Source organism: Akkermansiaceae bacterium, assembly GCA_024233115.1.
GTDB lineage: Bacteria > Verrucomicrobiota > Verrucomicrobiia > Verrucomicrobiales > Akkermansiaceae > Oceaniferula.
In genome coordinates, this window is record JACKQB010000007.1 from 101,352 (window position 1) to 116,150 (window position 14,799).

Sequence of the window (14,799 nt, forward strand, 5' to 3'; positions counted from 1 at the left end):
GAAACCGGTGGGGCGGCCTCGCGATGCGCAGCGTCATAAACTGAATACGGAATACTTCAAACTGAATACTCCCGCGCAGCGGGGAAAAAAAGATCAGGCCCGCCGAAAACACAAACGACGGACCTGATACACACCTACACTATGTATACAAAACAATGAAAAAAACACTGAGTTTTTATACAGCGGGCACTCGCTACAGCAGCAGCGCGGTGCTCGCTCAGTTTACTACGATCGACTTTGGCTCAGCTTTCACGCGATGTGGAATTTCCAGGTAAAGAATTCCATTTTCCAGTCGGGCCTTGATATTGTCGGCATCGACATCGTCGGAAATCCTGACACGACGCTGCTCCTTGCCCAGGAAACGACGCTCCTCGTCATCGGTTTCAGCGGTGATGGTCAGAAAACGCTGGTCCACGCTGAGCTTCACCTCCTCCTTGGTGTAGCCGGGGAGTTCGAGACGGATTTTCCAGCCGTCGGTATCGTTTTGGATCGACTCGATATCCTGGCTGGCAGGGGCCGTGCATTGTCCGCCGTTGCAGCGGTTTACATGATCAGCTTCGAGAGCCTGGCTGACAAACCGGTTGAGTTCATTAAAAACGCCGTTGTTGAATGGGTAATGGGTAATCATGGTATTTTTTTGGGTTGTGGGTTGGTTGATGGGTTAATCGGCTTTCATAGTTGCAAGCTGTGTGCCAACAACATAAAAGAACCCTATCTCGTTCATCGTAGGCCACATAGGACTTATAAGACTGATAGAAAAACCTCCGAAAACCTCGCGATCAGGACAAAATGACACGCCATATTGTCTCACGGTGACAGATTTTCCAATAAAAAACGGCCACCGGGAAAACCCGGTGGCCGTTGGAATAATGTTTGTGACGCGCTGAATCAAGCGGTCGCAGGAGCCTTCTTGTCGAGGGCTGCCTTGGCTTGCTCTACGATGCTGTTGAAGGCATCGATATCGTGCACTGCGAGGTCGGCAAGGATCTTGCGGTCCACCTCGATATTGGCGGCTTTGAGGCCTTCAATAAAACGTGAATAGGTGAGGTCCTGGGCACGTGCACCAGCGCTGATACGCTGAATCCACAGGCGCCGGAACTGTCCCTTACGCTTTTTACGGTCACGATACTCATAAGTTTGTGCCTTGCGGACGGCGTCCTTGGCATACTTATAGAGTTTCGAGCGGAAACCGCGGAAACCTTTGGCGCGTTTGAGAATGCGCTTCCGGCGTTTGCGGCTTGCTGGGCTGTTTGTTGCTCTTGGCATGTTTCTGTTTTCTGGAACGGACGGTTATTTTCACACCTCCCGCAGTCTCGTCCATTCGATCCCGGTTTTCTTTTCTTCATGAAGTCTAGATCGCCGGGAAGGCTGCGTGGAGGCCGCTCGTGATGCGAGCGGTTGGCGTTGGGCGCCGCATTGGCGTGTTATACGCCGATTCTTGTTGATCAGGCAAAAGGAAGAGAAGCCTTGACGGCTTTCAAGTCAGCGTCGGAAACGAGGGTCGCCTTACCCAGATTGCGTTTCCGCTTCTGGTTTTTCTTGGTAAGAATGTGGCGTTTTCCCTGTTTACGGCGCAGAATCTTCCCTGTGCCCGTCACTTTGAATCTCTTAGCGACGGCCTTCCGGGTTTTTGCTGTACCTTTCGATTTGGCCATGGGGCGCGGAACCTAGCTGGAACCAACAAGATTGCAAGGGGTTTTTACCCATATCATAAAAAAAATAAAGCCCCCCGCCTGGCCAGGATTGTCCACTATCTATTTGCGCCTCGAAAAATTATAATGTATATGCAAATTCACGATGGGGCGTACGCTGTAGTCCGTCGTTTCCAAACGAGGTCTGCTCCCAACCCAAAAGCACCACCCTCAAGCCCCCAGCCTGATTCAAGCTTACTTTCCATAGCACATAGACACCATACAAATGAAGCTCCCCAGCAGCCGCACACTCCCCACCACCTTACGCACCAGACGCGGATTTGCCCTGGTTGCCACCATATCGGTCATGATCCTGCTGGTCATGATCGCCCTGGCCATGCTCAGCCTGGCGACCCTCGAAATGCGGGCATCCAGAAATTCAGACGCGCGCATCGAAGCCCAGGCAAATGCCAGACTGGCACTGCTATTGGCGATCGGACAAGCCCAGGAACAGCTTGGTCCAGACCAGATATCCACGGCACAAGCCGCCATCCTGGTAGCAGGAGCCCGAGGCGACTCCACATTTCCGTCGCCTGACCCATCCAACCCCGCCAACGAATACCTGACAGGCTCGAACCCGGTCAGGAACCCGCATTGGCTGGGTACCTTTCCAACCTACGAACCCAACCCGGCCGACCCGTTTGACAAAAGCAGACCGTGGATCAGGCGTCCTGTCGACACCGGTGACAGCAGCGAACTCTACCTCTACGATGCCCGGTTCAGCAGCCATCGGATGACGGAAAAACCATCGATCAACCGTGCGCAATACGCACAATGGCTGGTCAGCAACCCCAGCCCGTCGGTGACACTCAATCCGGCGACGATGACCCCCAAACCACTCACCGGCACCTTGAGCGACTTCGACCCCTTGGTTGCCAACGGGGCGTTCAACGGACCCTTGATGTATCCATCCACCACATCGGGTGTGTTTCAGGAGGCCCTTCCCCATCCTGAAAATGCTCCGGCACTCGCCACCATAGAGGCCCGGGCCCCGATCGTCCCCATTAAAAACTCCGCCGGCGTGATCACCGGTGGATATGCTTACATGCTGAGCGACGAGTCCCTGAAGTACAAAACAGCGCTGGCTCATTCCGTCGAACAGACGGCCAGCAACGCACCCAACATCAACGATCCGGAAAGCTACGCCCAACTGGTCACCCCGCAGAATGTCCACTTGGAAGGACTGCTGCGCCACGGCTCGGTCGATGACATGTTACAACACCTGTCCCACGATTCCGGGGTCCAGCCATACAAACAAATCACCCTGGCGTCGGTCCCCCTGCAAGCGGACGCCCTGAAAGACACCCCCGCCACCCATTTCTCCCCGTTTTTCCGTCATAGCCTCACCGTTTATGGACACGGTTTATTGACAAACCCTGTCAGTGGGGGATTAAAACGCAACCTCTCGTCCTACCTCGAACGCCCGTCCACAGGCGCCAACAGGAATGAGCAGATCACCCCCATCACAGCTGCCCGTGAGATCGGTAACAAGGCCAGTTCCGCCCTGCCCGACAGCATTTCCGATGTTTCATCCATTCTCCTCGCTTACAATGAAAGGGATAGCGAAACAGGTGCCTCGCATGTCCATGGGTCGATGACCACGGCAACTGATGGCGACCAGAAGCTCTCCCTGATGGCGCCGGTGCTGGAACAGCTCCGCAGCTTCGTGCAACTACGGAATACCACATCGAACCCCGACAACAAACTCACCCTGAAAAACCCCGAGATTGCAAGCAAGCCGGCCGCACAGGCAACAAGGGCACTGCTCGCATACTCATCCTACATGGGTGACCGCAGCTCGGCGGAATCGTTGCCCAGAATCGGATGGACAGGCTCCTACGCCGGCACCGCCTACGTTCCCGGGCAAGGAAACAACAGCCATCTAGCACCCGACAGCGGAGCGCACCCGGTCCTGCTGAAAGCGGCCGCCTACCTCCATCCGGCTTACGACTCGACCGCGCGTTTTGTCACTACGCTCATACTGCCACGCGTTGTTCTCTACAACCCCTACAATGTCAGGCTCAAACCCGGGAAGTACGTCGTCAATATCACCCATTGCACCTTTGGTGCTACCCGCCCTAGGTTTAGGTTTATACGTATCCAGTCCGATGGCTCCACTTTGGAAAAAAACTCCTATCCATATCTTTCATGGAATGGCTATAACTCAAATCAATCACTCTTTAACTTCCCGGGAGTCCGGGGCGACCTGACCTTCATCCTTGATAATGCCGAAGGTATGGAGCCCGGTGAATCCTTGTTGTTCTGCCCGGATGCCACCCGGGGTATCGCGGTCAAAGGCAGTAAATACGCCGAGCTGCAATTCTCGGGTGACGGTGATGTCAGTGCCAATGTCCTGAGTGCTCGGGTCAACCCGGATGACGGCTCCGGTTATTACCTGAAAAAGGACGGCTACAACCCGGATTTCCCTGAGTGGACTGGCGCATCCGATGTCTCGGCCAGGTGTGAAATAAGAACCGATAAGCACAGCTCAGGAAACCACCAGCTCTTTCAACTGGTCAAACTCTACCAGCCGTCCAGCAGCGCCAACCTTGCCGCCGGGTTGCAGCACTCGGAACTACTCAATTACAACCTGCTGCAGGTGGCTCACAACCAGGGAACCTACGAGGATAAAAATGCCGCCAGTTGGTGGCGGAATGCCCATTACGGCACCCTCACGCGCTCCCAGGTTCCGGACCTCTCAAAGGAAGATTTTTATGCATCCAGTTTAAGCGACGCATCATTGCAGTACCATGCACTGGGAATGCGGCTATTGAAGGACCAGGAAGCGAATGATCGAAACAATATCCCGTCCATCGCAAACCAATACCCGCTGTTTGCCCAGCGTGACCTGCGCGCGCCCTATATCGGCCAGGTCTGGTCGCTGACACAATTCGGTGCCGGGGCCAGATCGCTGACACCCCGAAACTGGGTCGAGTCCGGCGGCACCAACTATAAACACTCGGCCTACTTCTTCCCCCTGGGCGACTGGTGGATCAGCACCCACGAAGGCGGTGTTGGCGCCGCCAACATTGACGACCCCCTGCACATCAGCAACGACGCGCCTATCAGGGGAGTCACTGGGCGCAGCGAAATCAATGTCCTGCACCCGTTTTCGAGAACGGGAACCGGCGGGGTGGATGCTGACAATACCCCCGTGCCACTTTATGAATTACCCCGCCAGGAGGTGCCCATCACATCACTCGCCTTCTTCCGCCATTGCCCGATCAACCCCCACGTCGGAGGCCCCACCTACACCATTGGCACCTCACATGGCACAAGGATGAGCCCCCGCAACTCGACCGCCACCACCTGGTCGGATCTTCAGACATCCTTGCTTGTCACCGATGGGTATCTGCGCAATGCCAAGTCTTACACAACTATCTCCAGCCCCCAACAGTCCCGCAGTGGATCGTGGTACAGCAACCCGCACGCGCGCTATCAGATTTACGATTACAGCTACGAGGCAAACCATGGACTTTTTGACCGGTTCTTTCTCACGGGGATCGAGGGGGACCCCGGTAGTGGAAGCCAGTCCGGGGCGGCCGCTTCACTCCCCAGCGACTCGACGGACGCTTCTCGCGTTGACCGCAGCGTCAAACTCCCCAACAGCCGACTGCTCGCCAACCCCTTTACTGACAGCCCCCCGCTCAAAACGGATATCACCGGCTATTACACCGCAGCGAACAGCCTGGTCATCGATGGTGCATTCAACGTCAACAGCACCGATCCGCTTGCCTGGCAAGCCTTGCTCAGCAGCTTCCGCAACCTTGATTTACCTCGCAACGACGGGGGCTCACAAGACCTCAGCGAGCGATCAAGTTTCTCACGCCTGCTCAGCAGCTTGTTAGGAACCGGCGACGAGCCCACCGGAGTGAGTGGCTACGTGCCGGTATGGCAACAGACCCGCGCTCTCACGGACAAACAAATCGAAACACTGAGCCTCAGCATTGTCCAACAGGTGAAGCGCCGGAGGCCCTTTGTATCGCTGGCAGACTTTGTGAACCGTCGACTGGTCGGCGGTGATCCTTATGCCGGCCAGATGTTTGGCCCGTCATCGGAAACCGAGTGGTCCAAGCTCGGCTTGCGAGGCGCCCTGGATGCCGCGATCGAGGCTTCCGGGATCAACAACACCACAGCGGATGGCGCTGGCTCCCCATCCTAACCCCGTGGTCGCTGGGTCGGAAAACGCCTACACCCCCACCAGCGGCGGCTCGCCTAACAAGTATGCGGATGCTCCGGGCTACATCAACCAAGGCGACATCCTGGAAAAACTTGGCTCTGTCCTAACAATACGGGGAGACACCTTCACCATACGAGCATACGGAGATGCCCGCGATGCATCCGGAAAAATCATTGCACAAGCGCGATGCGAAGCTACCATCCAGCGTGTTCCCGAATACATGGATGCGGAGGAGGATGAATACCCGGAAGCCGCTTACGCCCAGCTCAGGTCTGAACTTAACAAACGCTATGGCCGGAAATTCAGACTCATCGCCTTCCGCTGGCTGAATCAAAGCGAATAATCATGAACCCGTCCAACTTGCATCAAACCGTCAAATCTACGCTTAGCTGGCTTATGGCTGCCGCCATCTGTACGCCGGTCAGCCTCACCGCCCAGGCAAAACCAACGGGTCCGGCGACGGCCAAACAAAACGAGCCCCTCCCGGTCACCATCAGCCTGGCTGCATTGGGACACGCCAAACCTGTCGCTTACACCAGCCCCGAGAATTACTTGAAAAAGTTCCGGGGCATCGACCTGGAAATGGACAAGCACTGTGAGTTGATTATCCGCGAGGGCAAACAGTATCCCATCACCATACCACCCAACCCCGATGATAGCCCGCCCAAGGCATTGAACATCATGGTGGACCGGAAAAAATACGTTGATTTCTCGCTGAGTATTGGCGCGGTCACCCAACGGATTCCTGTGGCCCGGGGAAAGCCGGTCACCATTTACCAACAAAAGCTTATTCAAAACACAAGTGGTGATCATGAGGCCGCACCAGGGCTTTCCGTGAAGCGGAAAGTTCTCCACAAGCTGCCCCTGTCTGAGCGGGCCCAACACATGTTGATGTTGTTTATCCAACCGAAACACGAGTATTCGTGGTCTAACCATACCGTAAAACAGATTGATGTCTCACCGGACAAGTTGCCGGATGGCAGCATCGTGTTTCTGAACCTTTCGTCCGAACCTTTGTTTTTCAGCCCAACCAGCAGCGTCAATATCAAAGACGGCATTCTCATGCCTGTCGGCGCACTGACCCAATACCAACTGCCGGAGGATAAACGCAGTGCCCGGTATTTCTATTTCTCAAAAAGCAATCCCAAGAAAATAATCAGCGCGGTTCGCTGCAACAAACGCAAGGGCTATATCTCTCTCGTCTATGCCCAGGACCTCATTCAACCGGACCAACAAGGCCAGGTCACGGTGCGGGTTCTGCAAATCAAAGCAGAGCCGCTCAACTGGGATGAAGTGATCAAAGTAAGGGAACGGGCGAGAACGGAATAGCAGGTTTCATCCTGTCCGGATACTCAACATCTCCTGCCCCCCACCGCTTAGATTGGAGAATGGGTGCTGGGTCAGCGCAGCGACGACAGGGTGATGCTCCAGTGGTAGGTTTTGCCGGGATGGATTTGGTAGGCGTCGTTCACCGGCAGCCCCCACGAGTTGTCACCGCCGACACCCATCTGGATGCGGTCTAACTGGATGGTGACGGTGTCCCGCTTGGGGAGTTCGTTTGGGTGTTTGGCCTGGCTCAGGTCGCTGGCGGTATACGGCCAGGCGCTGGCGGAGAATGGAGTGCCCTGCGCGCTCACCCGGATGCCGTTTTGATGGGAATCAGAGAATTGGATCCAGCGGATGGCGTCGCGGTTCGCGTTTTCCTGAGGGCGGACGTAGCGGGTCACCCAGGCCGGCACGGTGGATTGGTGGATGGCTATTTCCGCGCCTCCGCAGCGGTCTGCTTGCGTCTCCCACGGCCCGCAGCCATACCAGCGGACGTTTTCCATCGCGCGGGGAATCGCGAAAGTCACCCCCATGCGCGGCGGCATGGTTTCGCCGCTTTTGTTAGACGCTTCAAACTGCACCTCCATCCGTAGTTTGTTCCCGGGTGTTAGACTGTAACGCACTTGCATGGTCAGTGGTCGCCCGGGAACTTCCACCGTCGCGACGAATGCCACGGGAATCCCTTCGTCGACGGCGAAGGCGTGGGATTTCACCCGTGCCTTCGCTCCCGCCATGCGCCAGGCACCTCGAAGTTTGTCCATTTTCCAACCCAGGTCATTGTCGGTCGGCACCCGCCAGAAGTTCCATTGCATCGGCGCGACGAGGATTTGCTGATCACCGACGAACCATTGGTCCGGCAGTCCGGTGGATTTTGAAATGCGCACCCTGCCGCCGTCGCAGGGGATCGTGACATGATCCTTCGCCACCGTGAGCACGAGGCGGCGGGTTTGCTCTCGCTGGTTCGTTTCAGGTTTCGACCAAATGCATTGCTGCCAAGCCACCACGTGACCCGCCGGTGCCCAATCCGTGGCGTTGGGGAGGGAAAAAGAAAACGTGATCAGAACCTCGCCGCCATCGGCAGCGGCAGCCTTTTTCGCGGCGGTGATGGCGGGGGTGACATCCACATCGCCCGTAGCACCGGCTATGAGATCGACGCGCGGCAGTGTTTGCACTTCTCGGGTTTCGCCATTGCTGCGGATTTTATATGAGAACTCGAACGCAGAGAGATTGATGCCGAGGTAGCGGTTGGTGATTTTCAAACGTCCGTCGCGCAGGGCTGTGGCCTCGAAACCGACCCGTTGATAGACATGGCGGACTTCGTGATAATGCGGGTGCGGGAGCCGATCCGCGCCGACGATGCCATTGACGCAGAAATTGCCATCGTTGGGAAAATCGCCGAAATCGCCACCGTAAACGAAGCCGCTGTCGGGGTTCTGTGGATCGCGATAGAGCGACTGATCCACCCAGTCCCAGATAAAGCCGCCGGCGAGCATGGGTTGCGCTAGAATGAGATCCCAATAGTCCTGTAAATTGCCGCCGCTATTGCCCATGGCGTGGGCGTATTCGTTCATGACAAAGGGTTTTCCGGAGGGGTAGGCACCGTGTTGTTGTTCGTTCGACGCCTGTCCCTGCTCGCCCTTGCGTTGGGCTTTGTTCTGCACGTGCAGGCGCAGCCACTCCACGGTGGGGTAGGTCTGACTGTCGACATCCGCGGCCAGGTTCATGTCGGCATACTGGATCAAGCGCTGTTCGGGGTCGGCGGCGTGGCAGGCGCGGCGCATCGCGGGAAAGGCATCGCCATAACCGGCTTCATTACCGAGCGACCACATCACGACACTGGGGTGTTGGCGGTTGGCGATGGTCATGCGCTGCACGCGGTCCACACAGGCAGCCGTCCACGCGGGATCATCGCCGGGAAGCACCCGCTTGTGGTAACTCAGGCCGTGCGATTCCACATTGGCTTCGTCCATCACCATCATCCCGAGTTCATCGCAGAGCCGATACCAGCGCGGATCGGTTGGGTAATGGGCATTGCGGACAAAATCGATGTTCGCCTGCTTCATCAGCCGGAGGTCCGTGCGCATGGTTTTTTCATCAACCACATAGCCCGACGCCGGATCGAACTCATGGCGGTTCACCCCGCGGATTTTCACCGGCGCGCCATTCAACAAAAGGCGTTCGCCTTCGACTTCGATTTTGCGAAACGCGACCGGCAGATGGAATTGCTCAAGGGGCTCGCCCGAAGCCGCGTCCGAGACCGTGACCAGCGCGCGATAGAGCACAGGGGATTCCGGATACCACGGGCGTGCGTTTTCCAGCGCGATACGCTTCGTTCCAGAGCCAACGACCTTGCCGTCCGGGTCGATCAGCGAGAAAGCGACCTCGGGTGATGCGCCCGGCCATGGCGTGGAATGCAGTGTGACCGACGCCTTTCCGGATTTCGGATCGAATGTGGGTTCGGCATAAACGTCCCACAGTCCGTGCGCGGGCACCGCCGTGAGCAGCACGTCGCGGAAGATGCCCGAGAGTCGCCAGAAATCCTGATCCTCCAAATACGAGGCGTCCGAGAACTTATAAACCTCCACCGCGAGGAGGTTCGTGCCCGGTTTCAGCGCGTCCGTGATATCGAACTCCGCGGGAAGGCGGGAGCCCTGCGAGTAGCCGATTTTTCGCCCATTGATCCAGAGGAAAAACGCCGAGCGCACCCCGCCGAAATGGAGTACCACCCGCTTGCCCTTCCAATCCTTCGGCAGTTCGAATGAGCGACGATAAGAGCCCACGGGATTGCGTTCCATAAACGTGGTGAACGCGGGTTTAGGCTCGCCCATCACGCGCGGCGGGTCCACGTGAAATGGATACTTGTAATTGGTATAGAGAGGCGTGCCGTGGCCATGGCGCTCCCAAGTCGATGGCACGGGGAGCGTGGTCCATGCCGAGTCGTCAAAGGCGGGCTGGAAAAAGTCGTGCGGGCGTTGTTCCGGGCGCGGGCTCCAGTGAAACTTCCACTCCCCATTCAGCGAAACCACCCACGGCGAGGCGGCATACGGGTAGTGGTGGGCTTTCGGTTGGGGAATCGTCGCCGGCAGCGGCCAGTGGGTGCCGCGCGGCGAAAGTTTGTGCACGCCGATGATCCCGGGGTTTTCAATTTCACCGGGCACCGGCGCGGCATGGGCGAGCCAGGTGGAAACCGCAAGAAAAAAAGGCAGCACGACGAAGGACAGCGCGCGGGTGGGCTGTTTCAAGGGGATGTGATTCATGATTATTTCGATCCTATCTAGAGCCTGTCCCAAGCGCTGCAGCCTTTGCAGCTGCGGTCTTCACTCTATGTTAGAAATGAGACATGAGGGGCGTTTTTGCCTCCCATGCCTCAAATTGTTGGTCTATCATTTGTTTACTACAGCGAATCATACACCGAACGATGTAAATTATTGCCTACCAAACCCACCTTCGTCCAGCCCTTCCTCTCGTAAATGGACCGAAAGAATATCGTGAGCAACGCGATCTCTTTATCCGTCTCGACGAATTACTTCGCCAGTCAGGCCTTGAGCATGAGTTTATCAAGCTCTCCATGGAGCATCGTCAAATTGATCTTGGCAAGCAAAGCGCGAAACAGGCTGAGAACCTCAGCCAGGGTTGCGTGCGTGCCCTGCGCAGCAACATCGCCCGCCATCCCACCGGAACGAAGCACCGGGGATTTTGCATCCGTCTTGCCGACAGCCCGCTGCTGCAGTGGTTCCTTCAAATTGGAGGGGTCGATGGAGTCACGGCCTTTACAAAAAGCACCGGTTCGCGATTCGCCCACTGCACCGACGAAGCCGGCCTCCAGGCTATTAACGCCAGGCTCATCGCCTTGCTCAACAATGATCGAGGCGGTGTTGCGCTCGGACTTGCGAAACCTATCAGTTTTGATGATGTTTACTTCGGCAGCGTATGTTTCACCATGTGTCACCCATTTTCCCGATTTTCCCAATTTCCCCGGAACCAGTCGTTCATTATTCCCTGGTCACTGGGGTGATCAGAATAGGGATGCGGTGAAGTATGACCCCACCCTGTCCGGATACAAACCGGATTTCGCAATCACCCGCTTCGGCTGGAGCCATAACACGGAGTGGCGAGCCTTTGGAGGTGTACGCAAATTTCCCATATTTGCCCTCCTTCGTATCCTTGGGGACGATCGTAATGTAGTCCCTTGGATTGCTTGGCCCGGTCCAGTGGACCACCACTTCACTGCCCGCCGCTGCTTGAGCCTCTGCCTTCAGTGTGATCTCGGCCTTCACCACCTTGAGACCAACCCTTCCGAGCACGAGCCGTTTTTGGCCGCTCATGTAACGGATTTCACAATCGCCCGGATCGATGGGCGCCACGACCCTCGTTGGGCTGCCATCCCTGGTATAGGCGTATTTGGCATAGGTGCCGTCGGCAGCATTTTTCGGAACAATCGTCAGGAAATCGCCGCGGTTGTCCGGACCTGTCCAGTCGATCAGCACAGGAGAGCCCGCCACCGTCTCGCTATCGGCTTTGAGGATGATCTTTGCTGCCTCCACCTCAATGGGGATGCGAGCCAGGACTTTCCTCCCCTGCCCCGAGTAATAACGGACTTCACACGCTCCGGCATCGACCGGGGCGTCGACCCCGATCTTCGCACCCTTTGCCGTATATTCGTATCTCAGGTATTTCCCGTCCTCGGTATTTTTCGGGACAATGGTGATGAAATCCCCCTTGTTATTGGGGCCAGTCCATTCGATCTGCACCGTATTCCCGACGGTGCATCTCCCCGGGGCCTTGAGCGTGACTTCGGCTTTGTTCACCTTGATATCTGTACGACCAAGAACCACCCGCTCCCTGCCACTCATGTAGCGTATTTCACAATCTCCTGGATCGACTGGAGCGACCACTTTGACGGGTGACCCTTCCTGAGTATAGGCGTATCTCTTGTAATTCCCGTCCTCGATTTTCTTCGGCACGATCGTGATAAAATCACCTTTGTTATTGGGCCCGGTCCATTCGATGGTGACTTCGGCCCCCGCCAAACATTCCGCATCAGCCTTGAGGGTCGCCTGCACAGGGGTAACCTCGATGTCGGCACGACCTAGAACCTTGCCACCCTTCGCCGCCATGTAGCGGAGCTCCGCAGGCCCGACGTCCATCAACGCGGTGAGCTTGAGAGGACTTCCGTTGCGCGTGTAGCCGTAGTACTTGTAGCGTCCGTCCTCCCAGGCCTTGGGAACAATGGTGATGTAGTCGCCCTTGTTATCAGGCCCCGTCCATTCGACCTGAAACTCTGAACCTGCGGCCACTTTTGCCGGACCTTTGACAGTGGCGGGGTCGAGTTTGATCTCGGGTTGTCTTTCCTCACGCACTTCGTCGATGGCCATCTGCAGTGCATCGGCCAGCGTGCCCGCATCATTGGCCGTCAGAAAGCGGCCCCCGGTCTCCCTGGCGATACACTCGATGGACTTGGCATCCTTTTCCGAAAGGTCAAAGGCAACCACGTGCGCGGTAAAATCGACACCCAGCTTTTCCAGTTTCTTCGCAGCCTCGCAGGGGTCACGGTCACAGGTTTCCTTGCCATCGGAAACCAGGATCACACTGGCTTTCTGCTCTTTGAATGCGAGATTCTCGGCCGCAAATTCAATCGCACTTGTTAGTGGAGTCATCCCCTTGGGAGTGATGTTATCCACCACGTTGATAAAGCGTTTACTGTCGACCTTGCCCGGCTCGATCAGCAATTGGATGTCCGAGCAGTCTCCCTTTTTCCTGTGCCCATACGCCACCAGGCCAAGGTGAACGTTCTCTGGCAGCCTGGTGACAAGCTGACGGATGACACGGCGTGCGATCACTATTTTTGCCTCGCCATTGACCTGTCCCCACATACTGCCCGAGGCATCAAGTACGATGATGGCGTAACCCGGGTCCGATTTGGCGGCTGCCGAAGGCTGGCGTCCCGCGTCTTCCTGGGCAGAAGACATCGATAAAAACATGGCATAAAATGCCGCGATGATGATTGTGGTCAAGAGCTTGGATTTCATGATTGTCGAATAGTTTAGAGGGTATCCTATGATTTTTTCTGTGCTAATGTCAATAGCCATCGCCCGGCCATCGCGCATCGGAATATATTTGTATTCGAAAGGACAGGTTTCCGGAGGGCTTTGTTTCTTTTATTCGTTCTCTGATTCGTTCTCTGCCGAGTTCGTAAGGGAGCTCCACAAGTCAGTGCACCCTGCCGGGCGCACCCCAAAAAGGTGCCCCACCAGATCGGCGGGGCACCCCAACGTGTTGCTCGCAGTTGCGAGAGGATTAGCAACCTAAGGCCTGATCTTGACGCGAACCGCACGGGTCGCGTTCGCTGCGCACGGTGGGATGACGGTCTTTGCTGGTGCCACGGTAGGCATCATGAGGCGAAGGCTCTTGCGGTCGCCGGTGAAGCGGAACTTGCCGCTGTGCTGGACGATCATCCGGCGGGTGGCGCCGAGGTTGTTCCACACCACGATACGGTCGGTATCCCAGTTGTCACCACCAATACCTCCGCCGAAGGTAGTGGTGAACTCGATCGCGGCGATGTCTACCTTGCGCACCGGGCTCAGCAGCCGCACTTGGGCGAATTCGTCGTAGTTGCTAAGCCAGCGTGCGCCGCAGTTGACGTTCGGCATCGTCATCCGCGTGCCGTTGCGCAGGTGCAGCGTCATGTTGACGTTGTCGCGCCCGCCGCGCAGGTCGTCTTCACCGGTGCAGAACTCGACCACCAGCTCGCGCAGGATGCCATCATCGGGATAGTTCGGCGTGCCGATACTCGGAGCCGTCTTCGGGCGATAGCTCTTGTCGACGAAGTAGGTGCGCCAAAGGTGCGACGGGCGGCCCTGGTAGTAGAACAGCGCACGGTTCTCGTCAGCCATCAGGACCTGCGTCTGGTTGGGGAAGTTCGGGTCGTAGACGTAGATCCTTAGGTCGGAGGTCCGTCCGCTTCCTTGGTCGTATCCGATGGCGAGGATCTGGTGGTCTCCGCGCCCGTGACCTTTGATGCCGAGAGGCGCCGGCTGTCCGCCATCGATCATGGCACGCAGGTTGGCCAGCTCGGTGGTAAGGCCCCAGCGGAAGAACTCTCGGTCGCGGGCACCACCGGGGTTGATACCGACCTCCGCCCACTTGGTAAGGTTCGGTCCGAGCGAGTCCATCTGCCGTCCGTAGATATAGCTTTGCAGAGTCGTGCGGTTCGCGGGTTTGAAGTCCTGGCGGGGGATCGAGCGCGCGCGGTCGTGGTAGTAGTCGAGCGCGGCATAGACCATGCCGCCACAAAGACCTCCGGTGCGCAAGTCGATCTCCTTCACTGCGTCGTTATTGAAGCTGTTGGAGAAGTTGAAACCGTGCTTGCCGGGGTCGAAGCCGGTTACTTTTTTGGCGGCCGATGCGCCGCCGACGGGCAGCAGGAGCAGGCCAAGGGCGAGGCAAGTGGTAAGACTGCCGGCGCATCGCCGGATGCGGGTTGTGGATGGGGGGGTGTCAAGGGTCGTTTTCATCGTTTTATTTGGGGTTGTGTTTTTAATGTCGTGATCGCGGGGGGGGCCGCGCACCACAACACCGACGGACCGAAATGCGCACTATGCA

Annotated in this window: 10 protein-coding genes; 3 read left to right on the forward strand and 7 right to left on the reverse strand. The window is 57.1% G+C overall.

All coding sequences use genetic code 11. The features are described from left to right. Window positions 1-217: 217 nt before the first annotated feature. The 3 genes from H7A51_18070 to rpmI all read right to left on the reverse strand — a co-directional run bounded on the left by H7A51_18070 (window position 218) and on the right by rpmI (window position 1,655). Window positions 218-628, reverse strand: a complete 411-nt coding sequence (locus H7A51_18070) for an Hsp20/alpha crystallin family protein (protein ID MCP5538124.1) — start codon at window positions 626-628, stop codon at window positions 218-220. Window positions 629-888: 260 nt separating this feature from the next. Continuing rightward, entirely contained in the window at window positions 889-1,266 is a 378-nt protein-coding gene (rplT, locus tag H7A51_18075) for a 50S ribosomal protein L20 (GenBank protein ID MCP5538125.1), read from the reverse strand. Window positions 1,267-1,445: 179 nt separating this feature from the next. Beyond that, window positions 1,446-1,655, reverse strand: coding sequence for a 50S ribosomal protein L35 (rpmI, locus tag H7A51_18080; GenBank protein ID MCP5538126.1), 210 nt, complete (start codon window positions 1,653-1,655; stop codon window positions 1,446-1,448). A gap of 262 nt (window positions 1,656-1,917) precedes the next feature. Here rpmI and H7A51_18085 point away from each other — a divergent pair, with 262 nt between their 5' ends. The 3 genes from H7A51_18085 to H7A51_18095 are packed head-to-tail and all read left to right on the forward strand — an operon-like array spanning window position 1,918 to window position 7,200. After that, the gene (locus H7A51_18085) at window positions 1,918-5,853 is read left to right on the forward strand and encodes a hypothetical protein (GenBank protein MCP5538127.1); all 3,936 of its coding nucleotides are present in this window, start codon (window positions 1,918-1,920) and stop codon (window positions 5,851-5,853) included. Then, on the forward strand, window positions 5,831-6,214 hold the full coding sequence (locus tag H7A51_18090) for a hypothetical protein (GenBank protein MCP5538128.1): 384 nt from the start codon (window positions 5,831-5,833) through the stop codon (window positions 6,212-6,214). Before H7A51_18085 ends, H7A51_18090 begins: the two co-directional genes overlap by 23 nt. Before the next feature lie 2 nt (window positions 6,215-6,216). Further along, the gene (locus H7A51_18095; protein MCP5538129.1) at window positions 6,217-7,200 is read left to right on the forward strand and encodes a hypothetical protein; all 984 of its coding nucleotides are present in this window, start codon (window positions 6,217-6,219) and stop codon (window positions 7,198-7,200) included. Between the two features lie 71 nt (window positions 7,201-7,271). Here the strand turns inward: H7A51_18095 and H7A51_18100 are convergent, their stop codons facing one another. The 4 genes from H7A51_18100 to H7A51_18115 all read right to left on the reverse strand — a co-directional run bounded on the left by H7A51_18100 (window position 7,272) and on the right by H7A51_18115 (window position 14,711). Continuing rightward, window positions 7,272-10,454, reverse strand: a complete 3,183-nt coding sequence (locus H7A51_18100) for a DUF4981 domain-containing protein (protein MCP5538130.1) — start codon at window positions 10,452-10,454, stop codon at window positions 7,272-7,274. Between the two features lie 278 nt (window positions 10,455-10,732). Then, window positions 10,733-11,146, reverse strand: coding sequence for a hypothetical protein (locus tag H7A51_18105; protein ID MCP5538131.1), 414 nt, complete (start codon window positions 11,144-11,146; stop codon window positions 10,733-10,735). Between the two features lie 43 nt (window positions 11,147-11,189). Continuing rightward, window positions 11,190-13,226 carry a VWA domain-containing protein gene (locus tag H7A51_18110; protein ID MCP5538132.1) on the reverse strand — a complete coding sequence of 679 codons (2,037 nt, stop codon included), beginning with the start codon at window positions 13,224-13,226 and terminating at the stop codon, window positions 11,190-11,192. 276 nt (window positions 13,227-13,502) lie between these two features. Then, window positions 13,503-14,711, reverse strand: coding sequence for a hypothetical protein (locus H7A51_18115; protein ID MCP5538133.1), 1,209 nt, complete (start codon window positions 14,709-14,711; stop codon window positions 13,503-13,505). Window positions 14,712-14,799 lie beyond the last annotated feature (88 nt).